This window comes from Streptacidiphilus anmyonensis, from assembly GCF_000787855.1.
Classification (GTDB): Bacteria; Actinomycetota; Actinomycetes; order Streptomycetales; family Streptomycetaceae; genus Streptacidiphilus; species Streptacidiphilus anmyonensis.
In genome coordinates this window covers 198,245-222,975 of record NZ_BBPQ01000006.1, presented here as the reverse complement: position 1 = coordinate 222,975, position 24,731 = coordinate 198,245, and the positions used below count along the sequence as shown (strand labels likewise).

The window sequence follows — 24,731 nt, the reverse complement described above, 5'->3', positions numbered from 1 at the left end:
GCGGGTGGGGAGGAAGGTCGCGTCGCGGGTGCGTGGGCCGTGGGAGGTGAGCAGGAGGGGCAGGGCCAGGGCGTCGCTGATGGCGTCGGCCCAGTGGGACGGGCGTGTCATGCGGGTGGGGTGGGCGCGGAGCAGGTGGTCGGTGAGACGTTGGCGGCGGTCGAGGTCGCCCGGGGGGACCGGGGTGAGGTCGCGGATCTCGCCGCCCGCGAAGTCGTAGGCGTCGCAGAGGCGGAGGCCGCGCGCGCGGGCCGGGGCGTCGAGGTGGGTGACGGCCAGGGCGTCCGCGCCTCCGGCCGCGCGGAGCGCGTAGCGGTGGGCCACGGCGTCGAAGTGGCCGCGACGGAACGCTCCCTGCCAGGGGCCGGTCGCGTTGTGGGGCTCGGGGAGACGCGCGTCCAGCGCGGCGTCCTCCGTGACCAGCGGGCCGGGGCCGTGGCGGGTGGTGTAGCCGCGGACCACGCCCAGCCGCAGCGCGTCGTCCGCCGCGCCCGCCTCCGCCAGCAGGGTGTGGGCGTTGGCGAAGGTCGTCGTGGACCACGTCGTGTACGGGTGGAAGCCGTGCCACTCGTCGAGCAGGACGCCCTGCGCGCCCTCGAAGACCACCCGTTCGCGGCGCAGCACCCGCGTCAGGTGGTCCTCGTCGGTGAAGCGCACCGCCTGCGCGAAGGCGCGGTACGGGGGCAGGCAGTCCCCGACCGGCGGCCCCAACTGTTCGGCCGGCAGTCCGAGTTGCGCGGCCAGTCGGGCCCGGAGCAGGGCGAGGGTCCCGGCGAGTCGGGCCGGGACCGCGCAGTCGCCCACCGTCGGCGCGTCCTCGGGGTGGGCGAGCGCGTACGCGGCGGTCTCGCCGATGCCCATGCCGCAGGAGCCGTGGCGGCCGGAGCCGCGCGCCTGCTCGCGCAGGCGGTTGGCGGCGGCGTGGTACGGCGTCGTCACCAGGGCGCGGCGGTCGACGGTCAGGGCCTGGAACGGTTCGGGGACGCCGATCTCCCCGAGGTGGCGCGCCTCCGCGGCGAGCGCGAGCGGGTCGACGAGCACGAATCGGGACAGGTGCGTGCGCACTCCCGGCACGAGGCTGCCGGAGCCGAACTGCGCGAAGGTGTGGTGCCGTCCGTCGTCCGTGACCACGTTGTGGGCCGCCTGCGCGCCGCCGTTGAAGCGCACCACGGTGGTCGCGCCCATCGACCGGCACAGCCGGTCCACGGTGGCGCCCTTGCCGGCGTCGCCGAACCCGAGGTCGACGACGACGGCGTGGCGCTGGGCGACATCGTCGCGCTGACGGATGTTCACAGCCTGCTGTTTCCGGTGCTGTCGCCTCGCGCGTCACCGCCCTGCCCGTCACGGGGCAGCAGGGAGACGCCGCTGACGGCGACCTGGTTGTTGCCGCGCGCGACCTCGGCCAGGGCCCGGCCGACGCTCGAGCCCGCACGGGATCCGACGTCGGCGAGGTCCTCGATGCCTTCGTCGAGGTCGATGGCGCCCTCGCCCAGGCCGATGGTGACCGCGATGGTCTCGCAGACGGCGTCGAGGTCGTCGAGTTCGATGACGTTGTTGCCCAGCAGGGTGCGCCAGCGGCCGAGCACCTGGTCGTTGCCGACGTAGGAGGATCCGGCGGGGAGGATGTAGTAGACGTCCCAGCGGCGCTTCAGTTCGTGGAGCAGCGCCTCCAGCGGGACGTCCTCCGTGGCGCGCTCGCCGAAGACCTCCCGCACCTGGGCTGCGGAGACCTGCCCGTAGGGGAGTTCGTCGCCGATGATGAAGAGGTAACCGCGGCGGCCGCGCTTCTCGTGGCAGTCGATGGCGGTGTGACGGGCCATGGCGTACATCGCGAGCTCGTAGGACTCGTGCATCTGGCCGCCTCCCCCGCCCTCGAGGAAGATGCAGCCGAGGTTGTCGTCCATCCGGTTGTCCGACTCGAACTGCCCGAGCTGGAGTGGAACGCGGTCGCAGGTGGCGTCGCCGATCGCGCCGAAGAGGATCTGCGGGTCGCGGACGTAGCCCTTGCGCAGCAGCAGGCCGAAGAGTTCGGGGAGCTTGGTCTGCAGGACCCGCGGGACGGTTCCCATGGAGCCGGTGACGTCGAACAGGACGGCGATGGCCTGGGAGTCCGGGTGCTCGTCGCTGTCGCGGCTCTCGCGGACGGTCAGCCCGAGCGGGTCCAGGCCCGGGTGGGCGCGCCAGTCGTGGCGCGGGCCGCGCCGGGCTCGGTCGCTGTAGTCGAAGGCGCCGATGCCGTGCGCGGCACGGTAGTCGGCGGCGGCGGTGTAGACGTCGGTGTCCCAGCGTCCGCTTCCCATGGTGTTCTCCCCGTTGTGGTTCCGGAAGGCGGTCGGTGCCTTTGGTTCGTGAAAACGCCCGTCCCGTAGGGCCGTTCAGGCGGCGGGCAGGCGCAGCGGGCGGAAGGTGCGCGGGCCGTAGAGGCGTTCGAGGAGCTGGTCGAGCTCGGCGAGCAGACGCCAGGCGTCGTGCGGTCGGCGGGGCTCGGCCGGGAGCATGCACCCGGCGAGGAAGCTCCGCATGGGCCTGGGCGCCTGATCGCCCATCAGTTCGGCGATGCACGAGCTGGCGAGGTGGATGTCGGTGGCCTCGGTGACCGGCCGGCGCGCCGCCACCTCCGGCGGGTAGCGGTCGCGGTGGCGTTCGACGAGAGCGGGCGCGGCGGCCGGCGCGCCGGTGCCGGCGTAGCACCAGTCGACCAGCACCAGTCCGTGCTCGGCGGGGTGGATCAGGACGTGCTCGGGCAGCACGGCTCCGTGGCGGACGCGGGTGCGGTGCGCGTGCCCGAGGGCGACGAGCAGTCGCCGCCAGATCCAGGCGGTGTCGCGCGGGTCGAGCCCCTCGGGGAAGGCGGCCCGCAGCTCCGCCAACGTCAGGAATCCGTCGAGCCGCAGCAGCGCGTTGACGCGGCGCGGCACTCCGGCCGGATCGGCCGGGTCCACGTGGGTGAAGCTCTCCAGCAGCGTCGGGACGTAGCTTCGGAAGCGCGGCTCGCCGTGCCGGGCGAGCCAGGCGAGGGCGTGGGCCTCGCGCTCCATCAGGTCGTTGTCGGCGGGCGTGTAGGGGGTCTTCAGGACCGCGTCGGACGCGGGGCCGTTGCCCGCGCGGGGGCGGCTCCGGGCGGCGCGCAGGGAGGCGATGTCTCCTGCGGCGACTTGCGCGCCGACCTCGTACACATGTCGACGTGTCGTCAGCGTGCCGTTGCAGTAGCCGTGTTGGGTGCCGCGCAGGCGGTTCAGGGCCGCGCAGGCGGCGGTGGCCTCGGCCCGGCGGCCGGGCGGCGCGGTGTCCGGGTGGAGCAGGCGGGCCAGGCGGCGGTAGCGGCGCGCGGCGGCGTCCGACGCGGTGGAGGGGCCGAAGAGCTCCTCCGCGCTCGCGGCCGAGGCCAGCGCGGCGAGCGCCTCGTCGAAGGTCCGGGGCCGGGGCGGGTCGGGCGGCCTGCTCGCCGCCCACCAGGGTGGTTCGCTCAACGGACGCCCTCCTCGCGGTCGGGGCGCAGCAGCGCCGGGTGGAGCAGCCGGGCGTCGCCGGCCCGGTAGAGGCGGGCCCGGGGGCCGCCACGGGAGCCGCCGCGCTCGGCGGTCTCCCCCGTGCTCTCCACGAAACCCGGCACGGAGAGCACCTTGCGGTGGAAGTTGCCGGGGTGGAGCTTCTCCCCCCAGATCTCCTCGTAGACCGCGCGCAGCTCCGGGACGGTGAACTCCGGCGCCAGGAACGCCGTCGCCAGCGGGGTGTACTCCAGCTTCGCGCGGGCCCGATCGAGCGCGTCGGCCAGGATCTGCGCGTGGTCGAAGGCGAGCTCCCGATCGGTCGCGGGCCGGTCGGTCGAGCGCGGGTCGGTCGAGCGCGGGTCGGTCGAGTGCGGGTCCGCCGAGTGCCGGTCGGTCGCGTGCCGGTCGCCGGTCCCACCCCCGTGGAGACCGACGACCGGGGTCCATTGGGCGCGGGCGGCGTCGCCGCCGGCGCGCGGGTCGGGCAGGTCGGGCGCGAAGGCCAGGTAGGCCACGGAGACGACGGGCATCCTCGGGTCCCGCCCCGGCGCGCCGTAGGAGCCGAGCTGCTCCAGGTGCACGCGGCGCAGCGCGCCCGCGCTCAGCCCCGTCTCCTCCGCGAGCTCCCGCGCAGCGGCCTCGTCCAGGCCCTCCTGCCCTGCCTTCACGAAGCCCCCCGGCAGCGCCCAGCACCCCTGGAACGGCGGGCCCGCCCGCTCGACGAGCAGCACGTTGAGCCGACCCTCACGCATCGTCAGGACGACGATGTCGACGGTCAGGGCGATCGCGGGGAAGTCGCGCGGGTCGTAGGCGGCGAGGAACGCGGCCTCGTCATCGGGACGCGCGGGCTGCCGGCTCATCGTCGCTCCGTTGCTCTCGACTTGGCTGTTCTCAGACCTGTTGTTCTCAGATCGAGTATTTCTCAGAACGAGAACAACGTAGCGCATGCGGGTACACAGCGCCAGCGAATGTCCGGCCTAGGCGCGGAGCGACGCCACCACGGTCAGCACCTCTTCGGTCAACTCCGGCCCCACCGGCCCGTGTTGGTACATCAGCCGGTACCACATCGCGCCGAAGACCAGGTCCACCACCGTCGGGACCGGGACCTTCCAGCCGTCCGCGCCCTGACGCTCCAGCACCTCCGCAAGCAGCGCGCGGCGGCCCGCGATGTAGGCGCGCAGCGTCCGCGACAGCTCGGCGTCGGCGAAGGCGTCGGAGAGCACGCCGAGCAGGACGTCCGCTGTCGGGGCCTTCGCGGCGAGGGCGAAGGTGCGGTCGAGGAAGAGACGCAGGTCGGCGAGCGGGTCACCGGTCGCCTCGGGCGCGGCGACCGTCGCACCGATCTCGGCGAGCGCCTCGATCAGCACCGCGCCACGGGTGGGCCACCAGCGGTAGACGGTCTGGCGGCCGACACCCGCCTCCTCCGCGATGGCCTTCATGGTGAGCGCGGCGTATCCGTCGCGCAGGCAGAGCGCCACCGCGGCGTCGAGGATCGCGCGGTGGGCGTCCGCACTACGCGGGCGGCCAAGCGACTTGCTGTTCATGCGGCGACTTTACAAGACACCGTGTCTCGATACACAATCGAGGCACAGTGTCTCGTAAAGAGGCGCGATGCAGTGTGATGGAGAAGCAAAGTGGGGACGGACATGGCACACACGTCGGAGCGCGTCGTCATCCTCGGCGGCACCTCAGGGATCGGCCTCGCGACGGCGGACCTGCTGCTCGACCGGGGGTACGAGGTCGTCATCGCCGGTCGCAACGAGGAGCGCCTCACCCAGGCGCTCAAGACGCTCGACACCAGGACGCCGGGCCGCCCGGTCACGGGCAAGGCGGTGGACGCGACGGACAGCGAGCAACTGGCCGCGCTCTTCACGGAGCTGGGCGCGTTCGACCACCTCGTGATCACGGTCACCAGGAACGGCGGCTTCACCTCGCTGGCCGACCTGGAGGCCGACGAGGTGCGCCGGCACAGCGAGGGCAAGCTGCTCGCGCATCTGCTCACCGTCCAGGCCGCACTCGGCACGCTGCGCGGCGACGGCTCGGTGACGCTGGTCGGCGCGGTCAGCGCGCAGCTGAGCGCGCCGGGCCTGGTGCTTCTCGGCGCGATGAACTCGGCCGTGGAGTCGGCCTCGCGGATCCTCGCCGCCGAGCTGGCACCGCGCCGGGTCAACGCGGTCTCCCCCGGCGTCATCGAGACGCCCTGGTGGGACTGGATCCCGGAGGAGGCGCGGGCCGACACGCTCGCCGGTGCGGCGGCCGCCACGGCCGTCGGCCGCCCGGGCCGCGCGGAGGAGGTCGCGCACGCGATCGGCTTCCTGGTCGAGAACGCCTACGTCACGGGCGTGGTCCTGCCGGTCGACGGCGGGGCGCGGCTCAACGTGCAGCGCTGACGCGGGCGAGGGGTCGGGCCCGCGATGCGGACGCGTCCGGGCTCAGCCCGCCGCACGGGGATAGGGTGAACGGGACGTCGACGGGGCGGGTCTGCCAGTACTTCGGGAGGCCCGCCCCGGCGTCGTCGACCGGCCCGTTCGCACCGAAGCGCAGCGCAGGGCGCTGCGCCGAGCTGCTCTGGGCTGCACCGCATGCGCGGGTGCGCGTGCACCCGCGCACCCGCACCCGCACCCGCACCCGCACCCGACCGGAGGTTCCCGTGACGCCCCCTCGGATCCCGCTCGCCGCCGCCCTGGCCGAGGGCCCGGTCGCGCTCGACGGCGGCATGTCCAACGAGTTGGCGGCCGACGGGCACGACCTCTCCGACGCCCTCTGGTCCGCGCGCCTGCTGCGGGACGCGCCGGAGGCCGTCGCCGCCGTGCACCGGCGCTACTTCGAGGCGGGCGCGCGGGTCGCCATCACGGCCAGCTACCAGGCCAGCTTCGAGGGCTTCGCGCGCGTGGGCGCGGACCGCGCCGAGGCGGAGGAGCTGTTGCGCCGCAGCGTCACGCTGGCACGGGAGGCGGCGGAGTCGGCCGAGGACTCCACCGGGGCGGCCGCCGACCGATGGGTGGCCGCTTCGGTCGGCCCCTACGGCGCGGTCCTCGCCGACGGCTCGGAGTACCGCGGGCGCTACGGCCTCTCCCACGCGGCGCTGCGCGCGTTCCACGCGCCCCGCGCGGAGGTGCTGGCTTCGGCGTCGCCGGACGTGCTGGCGATCGAGACCGTCCCCGACATCGACGAGGCGGTCGCCGTTCTCGACGCGGTGGCGGGCCTCGACACGCCGGTGTGGCTCTCCTACAGCGCGGCAGCGGGGCTCACCCGCGCCAGGCAGCCGCTGGCGGAGGCGTTCGCCGTCGCCCGCGACAACCCCCAGGTGATCGCGGTCGGCGTCAACTGCCTGGCCCCGGAGGAGGCGGCGGACGCCGTCGCCCTGGCGGCGGAGGTCTCCGGCAAGCCGGTCGTCGTCTACCCCAACAGCGGCGAGGGCTGGGACGCGACAGCCCGCGCCTGGACGGGCCCGGCGACCTTCTCCCCCGCTCGCGTCGCCTCCTGGCTCACCGCCGGAGCCCGCCTGCTCGGCGGCTGCTGCCGCGTGGGCGCGAACCAGATCGCGGCGTTGGACAAGGAGTTGCAGGCAGCCCGGTAGCGCGCGGGATCAGCGGCGGGCAAGCATCTTCCCGTCCGGCCGCGCGCACTCGACCGGCCCGCTGCGCGGAAGAGGCGATCCCCGGCCGAAGGCGAGAACCGGGCACCCTCCGACCGAAGGCCCCGCGCGGCGAAGCCGCGTGTGTGAGGCCGACGGGCCCGCTGCGCGGGAAGGCCGGGACCGGTCGAAGGCTCACCGGTGCCGCGCCGTGGCGGCAGAGCACCGTGTCCTCGGGCCGTGCGACCGCCACTCCCGAGAGCAGTCCCGTGCGCCGTGGATAGTGCAAGTCCTCATGTGCCAGTAGCTTCTGGCAGACTCTGTCTCAAGCAGAGCAGCGTCGGCATTGTCGAACGACGTTTCCAACAGCAAGTGCGCGGAGGTACCTCGATGGCCGGGTCGATCCAGTCGCTCGAGCGCGCGGCAGCGATCCTGCGGCTGCTCGCCGGCGGCGAGCGGCGACTGGCGCTCTCCGATGTGGCGAACGCGCTCGGCCTGGCGAAGGGCACCGCGCACGGGATCCTGCGGACGCTGCAGCAGGAGGGCTTCGTCGAGCAGGACAAGGACTCGGGCAAGTACCAGCTGGGCGCGGAGCTGCTGCGTCTCGGCCAGAGCTACCTCGACGTCCACGAGCTGCGCGCCCGCGCGCTCGTGTGGGCCGACGACCTGGCCCGGGCCAGCGGCGAGACCGTCTACCTGGGCGTGCTGCACCAACGCGGGGTGCTGATCGTGCACCACGTCTTCAGGCCCGACGACACCCGGCAGGTGCTGGAGGTCGGCAGCATGCAGCCACTGCACAGCACCGCGCTGGGCAAGGTGCTCACCGCGTTCGACCCGGTCGCCCGCGCGGAGCTGATGGAGAGCGAGCGCGAGGCGTTCACCCCGCACACGGTCACGGACCTCGACGCCATCGACGCGGAGGCGGCGGTCGTGCGCGAGCGCGGCTGGGCCCAGGCGGTCGAGGAGACCTGGACGGGGGTGGCGTCGATCGCCGCGCTGATCCAGGACCGGCGCCGCAACCCCGTGGGCGCGGTCGCGCTGAACGGGCCGGTGGAACGCGTCTGCACGACCGAGCCCAACGGGACGGCCGGGCCGGTCCGGCCGGAGCTGGTGGTCTCCGTCCGCGAGGCGGCCCGCGCCATCTCCCGCGACCTGGGCGCGCCGCGCTTCTGATCTGCCCGTCTCCCGCCCGCAGAGGGCCACTTCTCGCTGCCGCACGGACGGCGCGGGCATGTCGGCCTGTTCACCCACGCCGATTCGCGCCTTTTGCCTCCCACACACAGCCTTGGACGCAGCCTTGACGCATGCCTTGCGACCCCCGTAGTTTTCGCACAGCGGTCGACAATGTCGAACGCGAGCCGCAATCCGCACCCTGGGAGTCGCCGTGTCCGACAGTCACATCTTCTTCGGCGAAGTCATCGGAACCGCCCTTCTGATCCTGCTCGGCGGCGGCGTGTGCGCCGCCGTGACGCTGAAGAGATCCAAGGCGGAGGGCGCCGGCTGGCTGGCCATCACCTTCGGCTGGGGCTTCGCCGTCCTCGTGGCCGCCTACACCTCCAGCAGCCTGTCCGGCGCGCACCTGAACCCCGCGGTCACCATCTCGATCGCCGTCAAGACCGGCGACTGGAGCCACGTCCCGCTCTACCTCGTCGGCCAGTTCGTCGGCGCGGCGCTCGGCGCGTTCCTGGTCTGGCTCACCTACCTGGGCCAGTTCAACCAGAACGACGAGCCGACCCTCGGCATCTTCGCGACCGGCCCGGAGATCCGGAACCCCGTCCAGAACCTGATCACCGAGGCGATAGGCACCACCGTCCTGTGCCTGCTGATCCTGACCCAGGGCCTCAACAAGGAGCTCGGCCTGTCGGGCATGGGCGTCCTGATCACCGCGCTCACCGTGGTCGGCATCGGCCTCTCCCTCGGCGGGCCGACCGGCTACGCGATCAACCCGTTCCGCGACCTCGCCCCGCGCCTGGTGCACTCCCTGCTGCCGATCCCGAAGAAGGGCGGCTCCGACTGGGGTTACGCCTGGATCCCCGTCGTCGGCCCGGTCATCGGCGCGCTCGTCGCTGGTGGCATCTACAACGCGGCCTTCGCATAAGCCAGGCTTCCTTCAGCGAAACCCAACGCCCTCCGCCCGCCCACTCGTCAACGAGGACGCCACGCCATGACCACCAGCAACGGCCAGTACATCGCGGCCATCGACCAGGGAACGACCTCCAGCCGCTGCATCGTCTTCGGTGCCGACGGCCGGATCGTCGCGGTCGACCAGCAGGAGCACAGCCAGATCTTCCCCCAGCCGGGCTGGGTGGAGCACGACGCCGAGGAGATCTGGACCCGGGTCCAGTCGGTCGTCTCCGGCGCCCTGGCCAAGGCCGGGCTCACCCGTGAGGACATCCGCGCCGTCGGCATCACCAACCAGCGCGAGACCACCGTGCTGTGGGACAAGGCCACCGGCAAGCCGGTCCACAACGCCCTGGTGTGGCAGGACACCCGCACCGAGGAGCTCTGCAAGGAGCTCGGCCGCAACGTCGGCCAGGACCGCTTCCGCCGCGAGACCGGACTCCCCCTCGCGAGCTACTTCGCCGGCCCGAAGATCCGCTGGCTGCTGGACAACGTCGAGGGGCTGCGTGAGCGCGCCGAGCGCGGCGAGATCCTCTTCGGCACCATGGACACCTGGGTCATCTGGAACCTGACGGGCGGCGTCGACGGCGGCAAGCACGTCACCGACGTGACCAACGCGTCGCGCACCATGCTGATGAACCTGCACACGCTCCAGTGGGACGACAAGATCGCCGAGTCGATGGGCGTGCCGATGTCCGTCCTGCCGGAGATCCGCTCCTCCGCCGAGGTCTACGGCGAGGCGGTCGGCGAGCTGGCGGGCGTGCCCGTCGCCTCCGCGCTGGGCGACCAGCAGGCGGCGCTGTTCGGCCAGACCTGCTTCGACGTCGGCGAGGCCAAGTCCACCTACGGCACCGGCACCTTCCTGCTGCTCAACACCGGCGAGAAGGTCGTCAACTCCTACCACGGCCTGCTGACCACGGTCGGCTACCGGATCGGGAAGGAGGCCCCGGTCTACGCGCTGGAGGGCTCCATCGCCGTGACCGGCTCGCTGGTCCAGTGGCTGCGCGACCAGCTCGGCATCATCTCCACCGCCGCCGAGATCGAGACGCTGGCCTCGACCGTCGAGGACAACGGCGGCGCCTACATCGTCCCGGCCTTCTCGGGCCTGTTCGCGCCCTACTGGCGCTCCGACGCCCGCGGCGTGATCACCGGCCTGACCCGCTATGTGACCAAGGGTCACCTGGCCCGCGCCGTGCTGGAGGCCACCGCCTGGCAGACCCGCGAGGTCGTCGACGCCATGGAGAAGGACTCCGGTGTCACGCTCTCCGCGCTCAAGGTCGACGGCGGCATGACCAGCAACAACCTGCTCATGCAGAACATCGCGGACGTGCTCGACGTCCCGGTCGAGCGCCCGTACGTCGCCGAGACCACCGCGCTGGGCGCCGCCTACGCGGCCGGCCTCGCCGTCGGCTTCTGGCCGGACCTCGACACCCTGCGCGCCAACTGGCACCGCGCCGCGGAGTGGACCCCGCGGATGGACGAGGCGACGCGCGAGCGCGAGTACAAGAACTGGCTCAAGGCCGTCGAGCGGACCATGGGCTGGATCGAAGAGGACCAGACGTCGGGTCACTGACGCCCCGACGCCTCAAGCACCGCGGTGCGGCGGACCCCTCCGGGGGGTCGGGTCCGTCGCACCACCCGCACGACCTCCAGGAATTCGAGGGAACTTCCGATGCACTCCATGCCGACCCTTGGGGCCAACCGCACGGCCGACCGCGCGCAGGCGCGCGCGCTGCTGAGCAGTGCCACCTACGACCTGCTGATCATCGGCGGTGGCATCCTCGGCACCGCCGTCGCCTGGACGGCCGCGCAGTCGGGCCTGCGGGTCGCGATGGTCGACGCCGGCGACTTCGCCGGGGCCACCTCCAGCGCCTCGTCGAAGCTGGTCCACGGCGGTCTGCGCTACCTGCAGACCGGCGCGGTGAAGCTGGTCGCGGAGAACCACAAGGAGCGCCGCGCGCTGTCCACGGACGTGGCGCCGCACCTGGTCAACCCGCTCACCTTCTTCGTGCCGGTCTACAAGGGCGGCCCGCACTCCGCGCCGAAGCTCGGCGCGGGCGTCTTCCTCTACTCCGCACTGTCGGCGTTCCGTGACGGCATGGGCCACGTCGCCACCGCCGCCCGCGCCGGGCAGGCCGTCCCGGCGCTGAAGACCGAGGGGCTCCGCTCCGTCGCCGTCTACGGCGACCACCAGATGAACGACTCGCGCGTGGCCGTGATGACGGTCCGCGCCGCCGTCGAGTCGGGCGCGGTCGTGCTGAACCACGCCGAGGTCAAGGGGCTTCGCTTCACCGGCGGGCGGGTCACCGGCGCCGAGGTGCGCGACCGCCTGACCGGCGAGGAGTTCGGCGTCGACGCCCGGCTGGTGCTGAACGCCACCGGCCCGTGGGTGGACCACCTGCGCGCGATGGAGGACCCGAACGCCGCGCCGAGCATCCGCCTGTCCAAGGGCGCGCACGTGGTGCTCAAGCGGAAGGCGCCGTGGAAGGCCGCGCTGACGATCCCGATCGACAAGTACCGCGTCTCCTTCGCCATCCCGTGGGAGGACCACGTCCTGCTCGGGACGACGGACGAGGAGTACACCGGCGACCCGGCCGACGTGCGGGCCACGCAGGCCGACGTCGACCAGATCCTCGGCGAGGCCGCACACGCGATACGCGACGAGCACCTGGACCGGGACCTGATCACGTACTCCTTCGCCGGGCTGCGGGTGCTGCCGGGCGGCCCGGGCCAGACCGCGGCCGCCAAGCGCGAGACCGTCGTCACCGAGGGCCGCGGCGGCATGCTGTCGGTCGCGGGCGGCAAGTGGACGACCTACCGTCACATCGGCCGGGTGGTGCTGGACAAGCTCGCGCACGTGCCCGGCACGGGTCTGGCGGACGACATGTCGACCATCCCGCGCACCGTGCCGCTGCCGGGCGTGGCCAGCCCGAACGCGGTCGCGCACCGCCTGCTGGTGGACCGCGAGCCCGGCGCGCGGATGGACCCGCTGGTCGCGCGCCACCTGGCCACGCACTACGGGACGCTCTCCTTCGACCTGGCCCGCATGATCGACGAGGACCCGTCGCTGGGCCGTCAGATCCACCCGGACGGGCCGGACGTGTGGGCCCAGGTCGCCTACGCCGTCGACCACGAGTGGGCGGTCACGGCGGACGACGTGCTGCGCCGCCGCACCACCACGACCGTCCGCGGCCTGGACACCCCCGAGGTCCGCGACGAGGTCGAGACGTTCCTGGCGACCCGTCTGCCGCGGGACTGACGCACCACCTCCCCCATCGCCTTGGCCCCGCCGTCCCGCGACGGCGGGGCCAAGGCGTGCTGACGGCGGGCGCGATCCGGTCCGGCCGCTCAGACCTGCGCCATGCCGCCGTCGGCGAAGAGCTCGACGCCGGTGATGAAGCTGGAGGCGTCGCTGGAGAGGAACGCCGCGGCCTTGCCCATCTCGCGCGGGTCGGCGATCCGCCCGGTCGGGTTGCCCTCGCCCATCCTCCGGACCGCGGCGGCGACGGCGTCGGCGCCCTGCGCCATCCCCAGGGCGCTGCGCAGGGACTCGGTGTCCACGGCGCCGGGGCTGAGGACGTTCATGCGGATGCCGGTGCCCTTGATGTCCTGGATCCAGGACCGGATGAAGGCGCGCACCGCGGCCTTGGAGCCGCCGTAGAGGCCCATGCCGGCCGGGGGCTGGATCGACGCGGTCGACCCGATGATGACGATCGTGCCGCCGTGCGGCAGCAGCGCGAGGGCCGGCTGGACGGTGAACAGGACGCCCTTGGCGTTGACGTCGAAGGTCCGGTCGAACTGCTCCTCGGTGATCGCGCCGAGCGGGGCGTGCGCGCCGATTCCGGCGTTGGCCACCACGGCGTCGAGGCGTCCGTGGCGGGCGACGACCTCCTGGTACGCCCTCTCCATGTCCGCAAGCCTGGTGACGTCGGCCACGACGCCCGAGGCGTTCGGGCCGATCCTGGCGACCGCCTCGTCCAGTTGGTCCTGCTGAAGGTCGGTGATGACCACGCGGGCGCCCTGGTCCACGAATTCCTGGGCGATCCCCAGGCCGACACCGGACGCGCCGCCGGTGACCACGGCGACCTTGCCTTCGAGCGGGAGGCTCATCGTTTTCTCCTCTGCGTTGCCTGACCGCACGGTGCGGACGACGGCGGAGCGTGGCCTACACTCGTAAGTGGAGGCACCGCCGGTTACAGACGCTAACCGGAGGCGCCGCCACTTAGCAACTCTTCTCTTCAAGGAATGAGCCCTCCGATGACAGAGACCGGCCGGCCGCTGCGGGCCGACGCGCGGCGCAACCGGGAGAAGATCCTCTCCACCGCGGCGCGCGTCTTCGCGGAGCAGGGGCTGGACGCACACCTGGAGCACATCGCCAAGGAGGCGGGGGTCGGGACCGGCACGCTCTACCGCAACTTCCCGACCCGGGAACTGCTGATCGAGGCCGCCTACCGCAACGAACTGAGCCGCCTGTGCGATGCGGCCCCCGAACTCCTGGCCACCATGCCGCCGCGCGAGGCGCTTCGCGCCTGGATGGGGCGCTTCATCGACTACGCGACCGCGAAACTGGGGATGGCCGAGGCCCTCCGTGCGGTCGTCGATTCGGGCGTCAACCCGTATGCCCACAGCCGGGAGTTGATGATGACCGCACTCACCTCGCTGCTGGACGCGGCGGCCGCCACCGGGAGCATCCGATCCGACATCGGCCCGGCCGACATGTTCGCCGCCCTCACCGGCGTCGCCCTCGCCTCAGGCAAGCCCGAACAGCGCGACCAGGCCGAAAGGCTCCTCGACCTGACCCTCGACGGACTCAGGTACGGCACGGCGGACTGACTCGCCGTCGAACGGACATGGAAGGCGAACGGACACGGAAAACGGCCCGGCAAGGGAAGGGATCCCTCGCCGGGCCGTCGGCCCGGACGATCAGCAGGTGGGGTCGATCTGCTCGAACGACGCGTAGTGGTCGTCGGTGTAGTAGTCGATCTGGTCCGGCTGGTCCTCGACGATGCGGCGCGCGCCGCGGGTCGGGGCGCCCGGGGTGACCACGGTGTACTCGTGGTAGTAGCCGTAGGGCTCGCTCGGCAGGACGCCCTCGTTGTTGGAGAAGACCGTCCCGTCCTGGCTGTAGGGGAACGGGCCGCCCTGGGCGATCAGGTTGAGCGTGTCGTCGGCCTCGGGCGGCAGCGCGCTCTGGCAGACGGTCCCGCTCACGTCGGCGTGCGCGCTGGCGGCCGGAAGCAGGACGGGGAGGGTCGTGGCGAGGACGCCGGCGGCGAGAACAAGGGTGGCGTTGCGCGCGTTCCACGCGCGTAGAGAGATGCTCATGACAATGAGTGTGCGGACGAACGGGGAGCAAAGGAAGGGATCATGACATTCCTTCACGGTCTGTTCGCTCAGGAACATCTGATCAAGCAGAAGATGTCGTGCGGGTGACCTCGCCGCCGCCGACGGGGCATCGCCTACCCTGATGACCATGAGGGACGACGCGTTGATCCCGGCCTCCGCCGTCGAGGAGGCGGTCGTACGCTGCACCGGCTGCGGCCGACCGCTGCGCGACCCGGCCTCCCGGGCCCGCGGGCACGGACCCGTCTGCACCGAGCTGCGCCTCCCAGAACCTCCCCGTGCTCCGCAGGAGGAGACTCTCCCGGGCCTCTGAGACCTGGGGTTTCGGGCGTCGGGGTTCCTACCGGTCGCCCGAAGCGCAGGCGAGCACCCGCGCCAGCGGTCGCGGCACCTGCTCGGGGTCCACCGCCTCGGCCATCAGGGCCGCGTAGCGCTCCTTGCCGCCCGAACGCCCGCCCATCAGGCGGCGCAGCTGGTCGTGCAGGCTGCGGTCGCGCAGCGCGGGCTGCTTCTGGAGCGTCCGGAAGGAGCGCAACTGCCCCTGCGCCGCGACCAGGCACTCCACCGCCTCCGGCCCGAGCGCGCGGATCAGCTCGTCCTCCAGGTCGGCCGAGCAGCCGAAGAACCCGAGCGACTCCAGCCAGGCCCGATCCTCCACCCCCGCCGCCGGATTGACGAGCCCGACCTGTTCCAGGCCGCGCAGCACGAACCGCTCCTCGGCCTCGTCGTAGAGGCCGGTGATCCTCAACTCGGGGTCGACCGCGCGGAACCGCGCCAGGAAGTGCCCGATGTTGGTGATCCCGTGCATCGCCACGACCGTGACGCCGGCCGCCGTCAGGTCCATCTGCCGCCGCCGCGCCAGCACTTCGAGCGCGACCTGGTCGCTGACCCCCTCCACGAGCACGACCGCCTCTGACGTCACCCCTTCATGGTGCGCCCCTCGCGGTCGCGCCCACCATCGAATTGACCCCGACCCGCTCTCCCGGGCACGGTGCGCGACGAATCCGTCACCGATGGGTATGACTCAGGACGATGGGCCGGCCGGGGGCCGGTCTCCACGACCCGGGAGGTAGACATGGCACAAGTGCAGCCGCTGCCTGGTGACTTCGCGGTCACGTCGGTGAAGGGGCGGGTGGGTTTCCTGATCTCGGTGGGCGAGTGGCTCAACGGCTCCCGCTTCGGACACTGGGACCACGCCTTCGTCTACGTCGGCGACGACCAGCTCGTCGAGGCCGAGCCCGGCGGCGCGAGACTGGCCGCTCTCGACGAGTACCAGGGCAGAGCGGTCGCCTGGTCCACCGGCCACATCGAGTTGACGGACGAGCAGCGGACCGCGGTCGTCACCGCGGCGCGGGCGTACATAGGCGTGCCGTACTCGGCCGCCGACTACATGGCGCTCGCGCTCTGGCACTTCCACCTGCGCGTCGGGTGGGCGCGCAAGGTGATGGCGTCCCGCGCGTCGATGATCTGCTCGGAGCTCTGCGACGCGGCCTACGACGACGCCGGGGTCCACCTGTTCGCCGACGGGCGCGAGCCAGGAGATGTGACGCCGGCCGACCTGGCGGCCCTGATCAAGGCGTAGCCGCCGCACGGCCGGAGGGCTCCGCGAACCCCCACGCGGAGCCCTCCGGCGCGTCCGCTACTTGAACCAGTAGCGAACGCCGCGGTGGTGCGAGCAGGTGCCCGAGGAGTTGCGGCTGTACGACAGCGAGCGGTCCCCGCACTGCGCCGTCTCGTAGCGGTTGGCGGGACGCTGGCGGTGGGTCCAGCCGCACAGTCCGGTGGTGTGGCGGACGCAGCGGTGGGCGGTGTTCGTGGCCGGCAGCGGGGTGCTCGCCTGGGCGGCCACGGCGGGCGCGAGGACGAGCGCGGCGGCGGTGGCCACGGCGGCTATGGAACGGCGCAGCAAGACATCATCTCCAGCACTGTGAAGGTTCTGTGAACAGAGCCGTACTCTGCCAGACCCGCTGGGGAGTTGACTGTCTGGATGCACGTTCGTGATCTGCACCGAGGCGTCGGCGCCCCGACACAGCTCGTCGATCACGTCAGGGGAACGCATGTACGCGGCGCGATCCGCCCTGCGGCAGGTCGAGCCGGTGCTCGATGTGCGCGGTCGCCGTCAGCGCCCCCACGGGCCGCCGGTTGGCAGGCGGCATCGGCGGCTCGCTTCGTCCGTCCGGGTCCGCACACGCGACATTGCAAGGCCCTGTCAGGTCCTTGGAGGGGATGGGCGCTTCGCGCTCGCCCCCTCCAAGGATCCACCTCAGTCCAGCATCAGCGAGGACGCCTGGTCGTTGAAGGAGGCGGGCACGTCCGTGCAGTGGCCGGGCTCGACGGTGAAGGTGACGCCCTGGAAGCCGGGCTGCGAGTAGAGCGTGGCAGGGGTGCCGCTGTGGTTGCAGACCGAGCTGATGATCTTGTCGAAGCCGTAGTCGGAGAGCCAGCCGACGGCTTCGTCGGCGAGCAGGACCCGGCCGTTCGCGGCGTTGAGCCCGTAGTTTTCGTAAAGGCAGACGAACCCGTCAGTGCAGAGCCCGGCGCCCTGGCCGGTGGGGAGGACGTGCACGGTCGAGGGAACGGCCGAGGCCGACTGGACGGGCAGGACGGCGAGGCCGGAGAGCATGGCGGCGCCCAGGACGAGAGGGAGACGAAGCTTCAAGGATTGCTCCTCGGTTGATGGGGGATGTTCCCCCGACTCCTCGCATCATGGGCATGACCACTCAGGCAGGACGCGCCGACACCATAGTCTCTATGCGAACAATCACTGAGATGGGGCACCTCCGCGCTCGGCGGAGCGGCGTCCGCGAGAGATGAGGACGGCAGGGCCTCAGGGGAGATCTCCGCGGAGCGGCTGTGGCACCAGGGCCGCGGCGGACTCGACGAGGGTGCGGGGATCAGGACCGACGTCCAGCACCGCGCCGTTCTCGTCGGGCGCGAGGGGTTCGAGGATGGCGAGCTGGGAGTCGAGCATGTGGGACTTCATGAAATGGCCGCTGCGGTGCGCGAGCCGCTCCTCGATCAGCGCGTTCGCGCCGGTCAGATGCAGAAAGAAGGCGTTCGGGCAGGCTTCGCGCAGCAGGTCGCGGTAGCCGCGCTTGAGCGCGGAGCAGCTGACGACTCCCCCGGTGCCGGCCTCGACGCGCTCGCCGAGCCACGCGCCGAGCGCTCTGAGCCAGGGTTCCCGGTCGCAGTCGTCGAGGGGGATGCCGGCGGCCATCTTGGCGATGTTGGCGGCGGGGTGGAAGTCGTCCGCCTCCCCGCAAGGGAGGCTGAGGCGCTCCGCGAGGGCCTTGGCGACGGTGGTCTTCCCGACTCCGGCCACGCCCATCACCACGATCGCCGGGGCCGTGCGGGCCGGCCGCTGGTTCTCGACGCTGAGAGCCATTGGTGTGGTGCTCCGTTCTGTGCGGTCGCCCAAGTGTCATGCAAAGGTATGACTTAATCAAGCAGCCGAAGCAAATGGTCATACTTTTAATGACTGCCGATCCGGACTCCGACACAGCCCTCTGACACCGGCCTCTAACCTGGACCAATGGACATCCAGGGCCTGCCGGGCCGCCTCCTCGCCGACCTCGGGCCCGCGATCGCCTCCGGCGAGATCGCCGAAGGCGCGGTGCTGCGCATCGAGGAGCTGGAGGAGCGCTTCGACGTGTCCCGGACGGTGGTGCGCGAGGCGGTACGGATGCTCGAGTCCATGCAGTTGGTGGCCTCCCGCCGCCGGGTCGGCATCACGGTGCGCCCGCGGTCCGACTGGGACGTCTTCAACCCCACGCTGATCGCCTGGCGTCTGGCCGGCGCCGACCGGCCCGCCCAACTGCGCTCGCTCGGTTCACTGCGCGTCGCCGTCGAACCGGCGGCGGCGGGGCTCGCCGCGGTCCACGCCGACGACGACCAGCGGCGCAGGCTCGGCGCCCTGGCGACGGAGATGACGATGACCGGCCGCGCCGGCGATCTGGACGCCTTCCTGCGCCACGACGCCGACTTCCACGCCACCGTGCTGCAGGCGTCGGGCAACGAGATGTTCGCGCACCTGGGGGCCACCGTCGAGGCGGTCCTGCGGGGGCGCACGGAACACCATCTGATGCCGCATCACCCCGAGGAGTACGCCGTCCAGCTGCACCGCGAGGTCGCCGAGGCGATCACCACGGGCGACGCGACGGCCGCCGAACGCGCGATGCGCGCGATCGTGACGGGGGCCTTGGAGGAGCTGGACGCGGTCCTGGACTGAGCCGGGGAGCGAGCCGAGGTCGCGCCTGGGGCGAACGGGACGGGGTCGAACCGGCCCGCCTTGGTCGGGGGCTTCAGGTCCCGCTGCCGACCAGACCCGCGTCGGACGGGTCGTCCGCCACCGGCCCCGCATAGGTGGGCAGTTCGCGCATCCCGCGCAGCGGGGACAGGAGGACCGGCAGGAACGCCAGCGAACCGCCGACGCCCGCCAGGAGCAGCGTGCCGCGCACGCCGATCGTGGAGCCGAGGACACCGCCGAGGAACGAGCCGACCGGCATGGTGCCCCAGACCAGGAAGCGCATGGTGGCGTTCATCCGGCCCAGCAGCCGGGGCGGGCACAGGGCCTGGCGGAAGCTGACCTGGGTGATGTTGTAGACGACGATGCCGGTCCACATCACGAGCTGGGCCGCCGCGAGCAGGCCGAGCGTCCAGTCGCGGTGCACGAAGGGGGCGACCAGCGCGCAGGGGCCGGCGACCGCGATGGGGATCCACATCGCGGGTCCCTGCCCGATCCGCACGGCGACGCGGGCGGCGACGAGCGCGCCGACCAGTCCGCCGACGGCGGAGGTGGAGCCGATCAGGCCGATCACGCCGGGCGAGAGCCGCAGCTGGCGGGCGAGCAGGATGTAGAGGACGGCGCCGGCCATGGAGGCGAACAGGTTGGCCGACCCCGTGCACGCGGCGATGGCGCGCAGCATGCGGTCCCCCAGGACGAAGCGGAGGCCCTCGCGGATCTCGCGGAGCAGGTGGCGGTCCGGGCTGGGCTCGGGCCGGGGCGGCCGTGCCTCGATGGCACGCACCCAGCCGGCCGACCACAGGAAGCTCAGCGCGTCGACCAGCACGGCGTACGGCGCACCGAGCAGTTGGATCAGCGCGCCGCCGAGGCTTGGTCCCGCGATCTGGCTGACCGACTCGCTGGCCTGGAGTTTCGCGTTGCCCTCGACCAGTCGGTCCCGGTCGACGAGGCACGGCAGGTAGGACTGGTAGGCGACGTCGAAGAAGACGGTGGACACGCCGGTGGCCAGTGCGACGACGTAGAGCTGACCGATGGTCAGCACGCCGAGGAGCCGGGCCAGCGGGACCGAGGCGAAGAGCCCGGCGCGGACCAGGTCGTTGACCAGGAGCACCGAACGGAACCGCATCCGCTCCACCCAGGCACCGGCGGGCAGTCCGACCACGACGAAGGCCAGCGACTCGCAGGCCGCCAGCACACCGACCTGGAACGTCGAGGCGTGCAGCACCAGCACGGCCACCAGCGGCAACGCCAGCTGTCCGACCATGGTGCCGAACTGACTGACGGTCTCACCGATCCACAGCCGTCGGAAGTCGAGGTGCTGCCAGAGGCCGCCGCGACGGGCGGGCCGGTCGCCCGGCTGGACGGAAGAGGTCATGGCGACCACCGTGGCCAAGTGATTGGGTTTTGTCAATCACTTTGTGGGGCGCGAGGGCCCGGGAAGGCGCCGTTCAGTACGCTGCTGCCATGACCGAACGCAGGCCGGCGACCGACGAGGAGGCCAAAGCCCTCGCCTCGTCGCTGCGGCTGCGCATCCTGCGCATCTGCCTGAGCGAGCCGCACACCAACAAGGAGATCGCCGCGATTCTCGGCCGCGATCCGGCCAGCGTGCTGCATCACACCCGGACACTGGTCCGCACCGGGTTCCTGGAGGCGCAGGAGGAGCGGCGCGGTGCGCGCGGCGCGCGCGAGATCCCCTATCGGGCCACGAAGAAGTCCTGGCTGCTGGAGGCTCCCGCGATCGACCGCGTCCTGCTCGACGCGTTCCTGGAGGAGGTCGCGCTCACCCCCGCGACGGACGTCGACGCGACCCGTCTCGGGCTGCGCCTCTCCCCCGCCGGCATGGAGGAGTTCCGCAGTCGCCTGCACGCTCTCCTGGAGGAGTTCGCGGCGCGCCCCGACGACCCGTCAGCCCCCGCGTGGTCCCTCTTCGTCGCCCTGCACCCCGACCCGAACCGCCCCTGAACCGGCTGTCCCCCGCCCGCTCCGCGCCCCGACCCTCACTCGAACAGCCGAGCCTCGACCCGGTAGGGTCCGGGTAGCCTGCGGGAGGCAGGGACGCGGCGGCCTGGGGAGGGCCAAGTGAGTCAGCCGGGGATGGAGCTGGAACCCGACGAGGCCGACGCGCTGCGCGCGTGGGCCGCCGACGAGCGTGCCAAGGCCGACAGCCTGGCCGCGGCTCTGGAGCAGATCGCGGCGAACGGGCTTCCCACCGACGAGGAGTGCGTGGCCTGGGAGGAGATCCGCGAGCTGGCGCTCGCGAGGCTGGACGGCCGTGTCCCGTAGGCTGCGGCGCCGACCGGCGCAGATCCGGTTCACCGACGGCGCCCGCAAGCAGGTCGACGCCCTCACCGACGCGGAGGAGGTGCGCCGCCTTGACCGGGCCCTCAACGAGCTCGCGATCGATCCGGAGATGGGCCTGCCGACGCGTTTCCCACTGATCCGCGACTACCGCAACGATGCGGAGGGCATACGCGTCATCTACTCCGTATCGGTTCTGCGCTCGGCCATCCTGGTCGCGTACGTGGAGGCTTAGGAGGCCGACGACACCATGGCACGGGTTCCCGACGAGGCGCGGCGGGCGCGGGTGCGGCTGCTGCTCTCCCTCGCCTTCACGCTGGTGGCGCTGGTCTTCACGATGTTCGGCTCGTTCGCCGAGGCGGCCTTCATGGGCTGGGCGTTGACGGTCACCGTGGTCGGGGTCTTCGTGACCACCTGGTTCGGCCTGGACGTGTGGATCACCCAGCGCAGCGCGCGGGAGCGCCTCCACGGCTCCGGCGGGATAACGCCCATGACGGGAGCGAAGCGCCCACGCTGACCCGTGACCCGTCCGGGCCCTACTCGTCGAGCTCGGCGGCCATGGTGCGGCTCCCAGCTCCGACAGCGGGCGTGTCCGGCACGGCGGGTGCATCCGGTGCGGCGGCCTCGTCCTCCGCGCGCGGTCGGCGGAAGACGCGCGTCGCGCTGACCGCGCCGTGGATCTCCGTCTCCTCCTCGTCGAGTCGGGGAAGCCCGGGGCGCAGGTGCTCCTCCACCGAGATGTACTTGAGCCCGGCGCGCAGGTCGGCGTCGTTGCGCAGGCGGATGATCAGCGGGAACTCCGCCAGCGCGGTCGTGTCGAACAGCCCGGTGGTGTAGATCAGCTGGACCCCGAGCGCGTCCGCGACGGCGCGCTGGAGCTCCAGCAGGTACGTCGCGTTGGCGCGGCCGATCGGGTTGTCCAGGAACAGCGTTCCCGCGTGGCGCAGCTTGGCCTGGCCGCGGTCGTTGGCGCGCAGCGCGGCCATGGTGCAGTAGAGCGCGATGGCCGCGGTGAGCAACTGGCCGCCGGAGAACACGTCGGACATCTGACTGACCGACACCCGCTCGGCGCGCAGCACCGCGTCGGGTTTGAGGATCTCGACCGTGACGCCGCGCGGCTCCAGCGCCGCGTGGACGCCGCGCAGCAGCAGCGACATGCCGTCCCGGCGGTTCCAGTCCACCGCCCCGGACGAGGAGTTCGAACCCTGACGGCGGACCGCGGCGCGCGTCGCCTCGTCGATGACCTCGCCCAGACGCTCCGTCAGCACCGCGTGGTCAGGCTCGTCGAAGCGGATCCGGAGGAACTCCTGGCCGGACCACTCTCCGAGGCCCTCGGGCAGACGGGAGAGGCGCTGGGCGGCGCGCAGCGTGGCGAGCGAGGACTCGACGAGGCCGCGCAGGCGGTCGACGATGCTGTCGCGGTTGCGCTCCAACTGGTCGAGCTCGTCGGTCAGCACGCGCAGACGTGGCGCGAACGCGGTGGCCCACTGGGCCGCGTGCTCGGGCAGCACAGCGGCGGGCAGTTCCCGGATCTGCTGGCGGGCCGGGGTGCGGACGGCCTCGAAGCGCGTGGAGTTGGCGTGCCGGACCAGCGCGTCGCTCGCGTCGCGGACCGCCAGGTCGGCCGCCGACAGCTCCGCGCTCGCGGCACGCAGGTGGCGGCGGGCGTCGGAGGCGGCGTGGCGGGCCTCGGGCAGGGAGCCGGTGACCGGTGCGACCTGCTCCTCGTCCTCCGCGTGGGCGGCGCCGTCGGCGGGCTCGCGCAGACCGTCGCGCAGCTGCGCGGCGGTCTCCTCGAACTCGGCGGCGGCGTGCTGCGCGGACTCCAGCGTGCGCTGCAGCTCGGCGTGGGCCGCCCGGCCGGCCTCCAGGGCGTCGCTGCGGGAGGCGAGTTCGGCGGTGGCGGCACGCAGCAGCTCGCGGGCGTGGTCCTGGTCCCCCGGGACGAGCCCCTCGGGCAGCTCGGTGTGGGCCTCACCGGAGGCGGGCGCGCTGCGCTCGGCGTCGCCGCGCAGACGGCCGAGCTGCTCGCTGGCGGCGGAGGCGCGCGCCTCGATCGTCTGCACCAGGTCCTCGGCGCGGGAGGCCGCGGCCTGGCGGGCCGGGCCGTCGGCCCCGTCGGGGCTGCCGAGCAGCTCCTCGGCGCGGGTGCGGACCTTGTTGGTGAGCCGGTCCAGCTCGGCGCGGGCGGAGGACTCGTCGCTCTCCGCGCGGGCCTGCTCGGCGCGCAGATCCGCGCCGACGCCGACCTTCTCGTACAGCTGGGCCGCGACGCGGTGCGCCTCGCGCAGCGCGGGCAGGGACGCCGTGGGCACGTCCGCGCTCGCGGCCTCGTCGGTGTCCTCGGGCAGGTCGGAGCCGGGCAGGTCGCTGCTGGGCAGTTCGGCGCGCTCGGCGCGCAGCGCACGGGCGGTGCGGCGGGCGTCGTCGGCGGCGCGCTGGGCGGCCCGGCGGTCCTCGTCGGCTGCCTGGGCGAGCTCCGTGCAGGCGTGCTGGCGCAGTTCGGCCTGGGTGGTCTCGTCGGCGACCTCGCGCAGGCGGGCCGTCCAGGTGGAGCGCTCACGCAGGCGGTAGGCGAGCCCGGCCAAGGCGTCGGCGCGACGGCGGGCCTGCTGCGCGGCCTCCAGCCGGGTCTCACGCATCCGCGCGGCGGTGGCGCGCTCCTGCTCGGACTCGTCGTGCGCGGCGCGGGCGCCCCCGCGCTCGGCGGTGGCGGCCTCCAGCGCCTCGCGCGCGGCCGCGACGTCGGCGGCCAGCTCCGTCAGACGCCCGGCGGGGCAGCCGGTGCGCCAGGACGAGAGCCGGCCGACCAGCAGCCGGTCGCCGCCGAGCCGGGCGGCGAGTTCGCGGATCTGCTCGTCGCGCGCGCCGGCCCGGTCGCGCAGCTGGCGGCGCTCCTCGTCGGCGGCCGACTCGTCGTGCATGGCCGGGTTCGGCGGCACGAGGAAGACGCCGGTCTCGCCCTCGGCGGAGGGCTCCTGGGCGACCGGGCCGAGCAGCGCCGCGGAGGTGCCGACGGCGACGGCCGAGCGCGGCAGCAACGCGGCGGCGGCCAGGATCTCCCGGGCGCGGGCGAGCGAGGCCGGGTCGGTGACGATGACGCCGTCGACCAGCTGCGGGCGCGCGGCGAGGATGCGCTCGTGGTCCACCGGGTCGACGGACTGGGCGAGGTAGCGCCAGCCCGGCAGGGCCGGGACGCCGTGCTCGCCGAGGTACTCGACGGTGGCCAGCACGTCCGGGCCCGGCGGCAGCAGCCCGCCGTCGCCGAGGGCGGCGAGGATGCGCGAGTCGTCGGCGGCCTGGGTGCGCAGGTCGAACAGGGTGCGTTCGGCGGTGGCGACGGCGTTGTCGAGCTGCTCCCGCAGCGAGTCGGCGGTGGCGTCGAGCTGCTGCGGCGTCAACTCCCCGTCGGGCACGCCGAGCAGGGCGGTGATACGCGGCTCGCCGGCCAGCAGGCTGAGGGTGTGCTCCTCGGTGGCGAGCGCGGTCTCGGCGGCGGCGAGCGCGTCCTGGGCGCGGGCGGCGGCGAGTTCGGCGCGGCCCTCACGGGCGGCGGCCTCGCGCGAGCGGCCAGCTGCCTGCTCGGCGGCGGCGCGCGCCTCCTCCCAGGCGGCGCCCGCGATCTTCTCGGCGTCGGCCGCCTCGGCGCGGCCCGGGC

General features: G+C 72.9%; 26 protein-coding genes and 1 pseudogene. 14 read left to right on the top strand and 13 right to left on the bottom strand.

Annotated elements, in window-relative coordinates; translation table 11 throughout:
• From TR50_RS09775 to TR50_RS09755, 5 genes are all read right to left on the bottom strand, one after another.
• A partial coding sequence (locus TR50_RS09775; protein WP_042417670.1) for an adenylosuccinate synthetase occupies nt 1–1,293 on the bottom strand: 1,293 nt, incomplete at its 3' end.
• Nucleotides 1,290–2,300 carry a hypothetical protein gene (locus tag TR50_RS09770; protein WP_042417667.1) on the bottom strand — a complete coding sequence of 337 codons (1,011 nt, stop codon included), beginning with the start codon at nt 2,298–2,300 and terminating at the stop codon, nt 1,290–1,292. The genes TR50_RS09770 and TR50_RS09775, both read right to left, overlap by 4 nt.
• 75 nt (nt 2,301–2,375) lie before the next feature.
• Nucleotides 2,376–3,470: a molecular chaperone DnaJ gene (locus TR50_RS09765; RefSeq protein WP_042417664.1), complete on the bottom strand. Its 1,095-nt coding sequence runs from the start codon at nt 3,468–3,470 to the stop codon at nt 2,376–2,378.
• The gene (locus tag TR50_RS09760; protein WP_042417661.1) at nt 3,467–4,351 is read right to left on the bottom strand and encodes an NUDIX hydrolase; all 885 of its coding nucleotides are present in this window, start codon (nt 4,349–4,351) and stop codon (nt 3,467–3,469) included. The genes TR50_RS09765 and TR50_RS09760 overlap by 4 nt, the downstream gene beginning before the upstream one ends.
• A gap of 117 nt (nt 4,352–4,468) precedes the next feature.
• Nucleotides 4,469–5,035: a TetR/AcrR family transcriptional regulator gene (locus TR50_RS09755; RefSeq protein ID WP_042417659.1), complete on the bottom strand. Its 567-nt coding sequence runs from the start codon at nt 5,033–5,035 to the stop codon at nt 4,469–4,471.
• 102 nt (nt 5,036–5,137) lie between these two features.
• Between TR50_RS09755 and TR50_RS09750 the strand changes: the two genes are divergently transcribed.
• The 6 genes from TR50_RS09750 to TR50_RS09725 all read left to right on the top strand — a co-directional run bounded on the left by TR50_RS09750 (nt 5,138) and on the right by TR50_RS09725 (nt 12,448).
• Nucleotides 5,138–5,881 carry an SDR family oxidoreductase gene (locus tag TR50_RS09750; RefSeq protein ID WP_042417840.1) on the top strand — a complete coding sequence of 248 codons (744 nt, stop codon included), beginning with the start codon at nt 5,138–5,140 and terminating at the stop codon, nt 5,879–5,881.
• 260 nt (nt 5,882–6,141) lie between these two features.
• Entirely contained in the window at nt 6,142–7,071 is a 930-nt protein-coding gene (mmuM, locus tag TR50_RS09745) for a homocysteine S-methyltransferase (protein ID WP_269084784.1), read from the top strand.
• 387 nt (nt 7,072–7,458) lie between these two features.
• Nucleotides 7,459–8,241, top strand: coding sequence for an IclR family transcriptional regulator (locus tag TR50_RS09740; protein ID WP_042417656.1), 783 nt, complete (start codon nt 7,459–7,461; stop codon nt 8,239–8,241).
• Nucleotides 8,242–8,440: 199 nt separating this feature from the next.
• The gene (locus TR50_RS09735) at nt 8,441–9,166 is read left to right on the top strand and encodes an MIP/aquaporin family protein (protein WP_439654208.1); all 726 of its coding nucleotides are present in this window, start codon (nt 8,441–8,443) and stop codon (nt 9,164–9,166) included.
• 66 nt (nt 9,167–9,232) lie between these two features.
• Complete coding sequence (gene glpK, locus TR50_RS09730) at nt 9,233–10,762, top strand: glycerol kinase GlpK (RefSeq protein WP_042417651.1); 1,530 nt, start codon at nt 9,233–9,235, stop codon at nt 10,760–10,762.
• A gap of 99 nt (nt 10,763–10,861) precedes the next feature.
• On the top strand, nt 10,862–12,448 hold the full coding sequence (locus TR50_RS09725) for a glycerol-3-phosphate dehydrogenase/oxidase (RefSeq protein WP_042417648.1): 1,587 nt from the start codon (nt 10,862–10,864) through the stop codon (nt 12,446–12,448).
• 89 nt (nt 12,449–12,537) lie between these two features.
• On the opposite strand, the gene TR50_RS09720 is transcribed toward TR50_RS09725, so the two are convergent.
• Nucleotides 12,538–13,299: an SDR family NAD(P)-dependent oxidoreductase gene (locus TR50_RS09720; RefSeq protein ID WP_042417644.1), complete on the bottom strand. Its 762-nt coding sequence runs from the start codon at nt 13,297–13,299 to the stop codon at nt 12,538–12,540.
• A 147-nt stretch (nt 13,300–13,446) separates the two neighbouring features.
• On the opposite strand from TR50_RS09720, the gene TR50_RS09715 reads away from it, so the two are divergent.
• Nucleotides 13,447–14,022 carry a TetR/AcrR family transcriptional regulator gene (locus tag TR50_RS09715; RefSeq protein ID WP_042417638.1) on the top strand — a complete coding sequence of 192 codons (576 nt, stop codon included), beginning with the start codon at nt 13,447–13,449 and terminating at the stop codon, nt 14,020–14,022.
• 90 nt (nt 14,023–14,112) lie between these two features.
• Here TR50_RS09715 and TR50_RS09710 read toward each other — a convergent pair whose 3' ends face one another.
• Complete coding sequence (locus TR50_RS09710) at nt 14,113–14,514, bottom strand: guanyl-specific ribonuclease (RefSeq protein WP_052440878.1); 402 nt, start codon at nt 14,512–14,514, stop codon at nt 14,113–14,115.
• Between the two features lie 148 nt (nt 14,515–14,662).
• On the opposite strand from TR50_RS09710, the gene TR50_RS45400 reads away from it, so the two are divergent.
• Nucleotides 14,663–14,845 (top strand): DUF6011 domain-containing protein, encoded by a 183-nt coding sequence (locus TR50_RS45400; RefSeq protein WP_160311099.1) that lies wholly within the window; start codon nt 14,663–14,665, stop codon nt 14,843–14,845.
• Between the two features lie 27 nt (nt 14,846–14,872).
• Here the strand turns inward: TR50_RS45400 and TR50_RS09705 are convergent, their stop codons facing one another.
• Nucleotides 14,873–15,454: a TOPRIM nucleotidyl transferase/hydrolase domain-containing protein gene (locus TR50_RS09705; protein ID WP_052440877.1), complete on the bottom strand. Its 582-nt coding sequence runs from the start codon at nt 15,452–15,454 to the stop codon at nt 14,873–14,875.
• A gap of 153 nt (nt 15,455–15,607) precedes the next feature.
• Between TR50_RS09705 and TR50_RS09700 the strand changes: the two genes are divergently transcribed.
• Nucleotides 15,608–16,114, top strand: a complete 507-nt coding sequence (locus TR50_RS09700) for a hypothetical protein (protein WP_042417630.1) — start codon at nt 15,608–15,610, stop codon at nt 16,112–16,114.
• 57 nt (nt 16,115–16,171) lie between these two features.
• Here the strand turns inward: TR50_RS09700 and TR50_RS46630 are convergent, their stop codons facing one another.
• From TR50_RS46630 to TR50_RS09685, 3 genes are all read right to left on the bottom strand, one after another.
• Nucleotides 16,172–16,441, bottom strand: coding sequence for a DUF3761 domain-containing protein (locus tag TR50_RS46630; protein ID WP_042417624.1), 270 nt, complete (start codon nt 16,439–16,441; stop codon nt 16,172–16,174).
• A gap of 354 nt (nt 16,442–16,795) precedes the next feature.
• On the bottom strand, nt 16,796–17,191 hold the full coding sequence (locus TR50_RS09690) for a peptidase inhibitor family I36 protein (protein WP_042417620.1): 396 nt from the start codon (nt 17,189–17,191) through the stop codon (nt 16,796–16,798).
• Nucleotides 17,192–17,359: 168 nt separating this feature from the next.
• Nucleotides 17,360–17,917 (bottom strand): gluconokinase, encoded by a 558-nt coding sequence (locus TR50_RS09685; RefSeq protein WP_042417617.1) that lies wholly within the window; start codon nt 17,915–17,917, stop codon nt 17,360–17,362.
• A gap of 147 nt (nt 17,918–18,064) precedes the next feature.
• On the opposite strand from TR50_RS09685, the gene TR50_RS09680 reads away from it, so the two are divergent.
• A complete protein-coding gene (locus TR50_RS09680; RefSeq protein WP_042417614.1) occupies nt 18,065–18,760 on the top strand; it encodes a FadR/GntR family transcriptional regulator in 696 nt (231 codons plus the stop codon).
• A 73-nt stretch (nt 18,761–18,833) separates the two neighbouring features.
• Here the strand turns inward: TR50_RS09680 and TR50_RS09675 are convergent, their stop codons facing one another.
• Nucleotides 18,834–20,150 carry an MFS transporter gene (locus TR50_RS09675; protein ID WP_042417831.1) on the bottom strand — a complete coding sequence of 439 codons (1,317 nt, stop codon included), beginning with the start codon at nt 20,148–20,150 and terminating at the stop codon, nt 18,834–18,836.
• A gap of 89 nt (nt 20,151–20,239) precedes the next feature.
• Here TR50_RS09675 and TR50_RS09670 point away from each other — a divergent pair, with 89 nt between their 5' ends.
• The 4 genes from TR50_RS09670 to TR50_RS09655 all read left to right on the top strand — a co-directional run bounded on the left by TR50_RS09670 (nt 20,240) and on the right by TR50_RS09655 (nt 21,590).
• On the top strand, nt 20,240–20,737 hold the full coding sequence (locus TR50_RS09670; RefSeq protein ID WP_042417611.1) for an ArsR/SmtB family transcription factor: 498 nt from the start codon (nt 20,240–20,242) through the stop codon (nt 20,735–20,737).
• Nucleotides 20,738–20,854: 117 nt separating this feature from the next.
• A complete protein-coding gene (locus TR50_RS09665; RefSeq protein ID WP_439654102.1) occupies nt 20,855–21,058 on the top strand; it encodes a hypothetical protein in 204 nt (67 codons plus the stop codon).
• Nucleotides 21,048–21,308, top strand: a complete 261-nt coding sequence (locus tag TR50_RS09660; protein ID WP_042417608.1) for a hypothetical protein — start codon at nt 21,048–21,050, stop codon at nt 21,306–21,308. The genes TR50_RS09665 and TR50_RS09660 overlap by 11 nt, the downstream gene beginning before the upstream one ends.
• A gap of 15 nt (nt 21,309–21,323) precedes the next feature.
• Nucleotides 21,324–21,590 carry a hypothetical protein gene (locus tag TR50_RS09655; protein WP_042417606.1) on the top strand — a complete coding sequence of 89 codons (267 nt, stop codon included), beginning with the start codon at nt 21,324–21,326 and terminating at the stop codon, nt 21,588–21,590.
• A 19-nt stretch (nt 21,591–21,609) separates the two neighbouring features.
• Here TR50_RS09655 and TR50_RS48140 read toward each other — a convergent pair.
• Nucleotides 21,610–24,731 (bottom strand): annotated as a pseudogene (locus TR50_RS48140) (hypothetical protein); the annotation flags it as partial.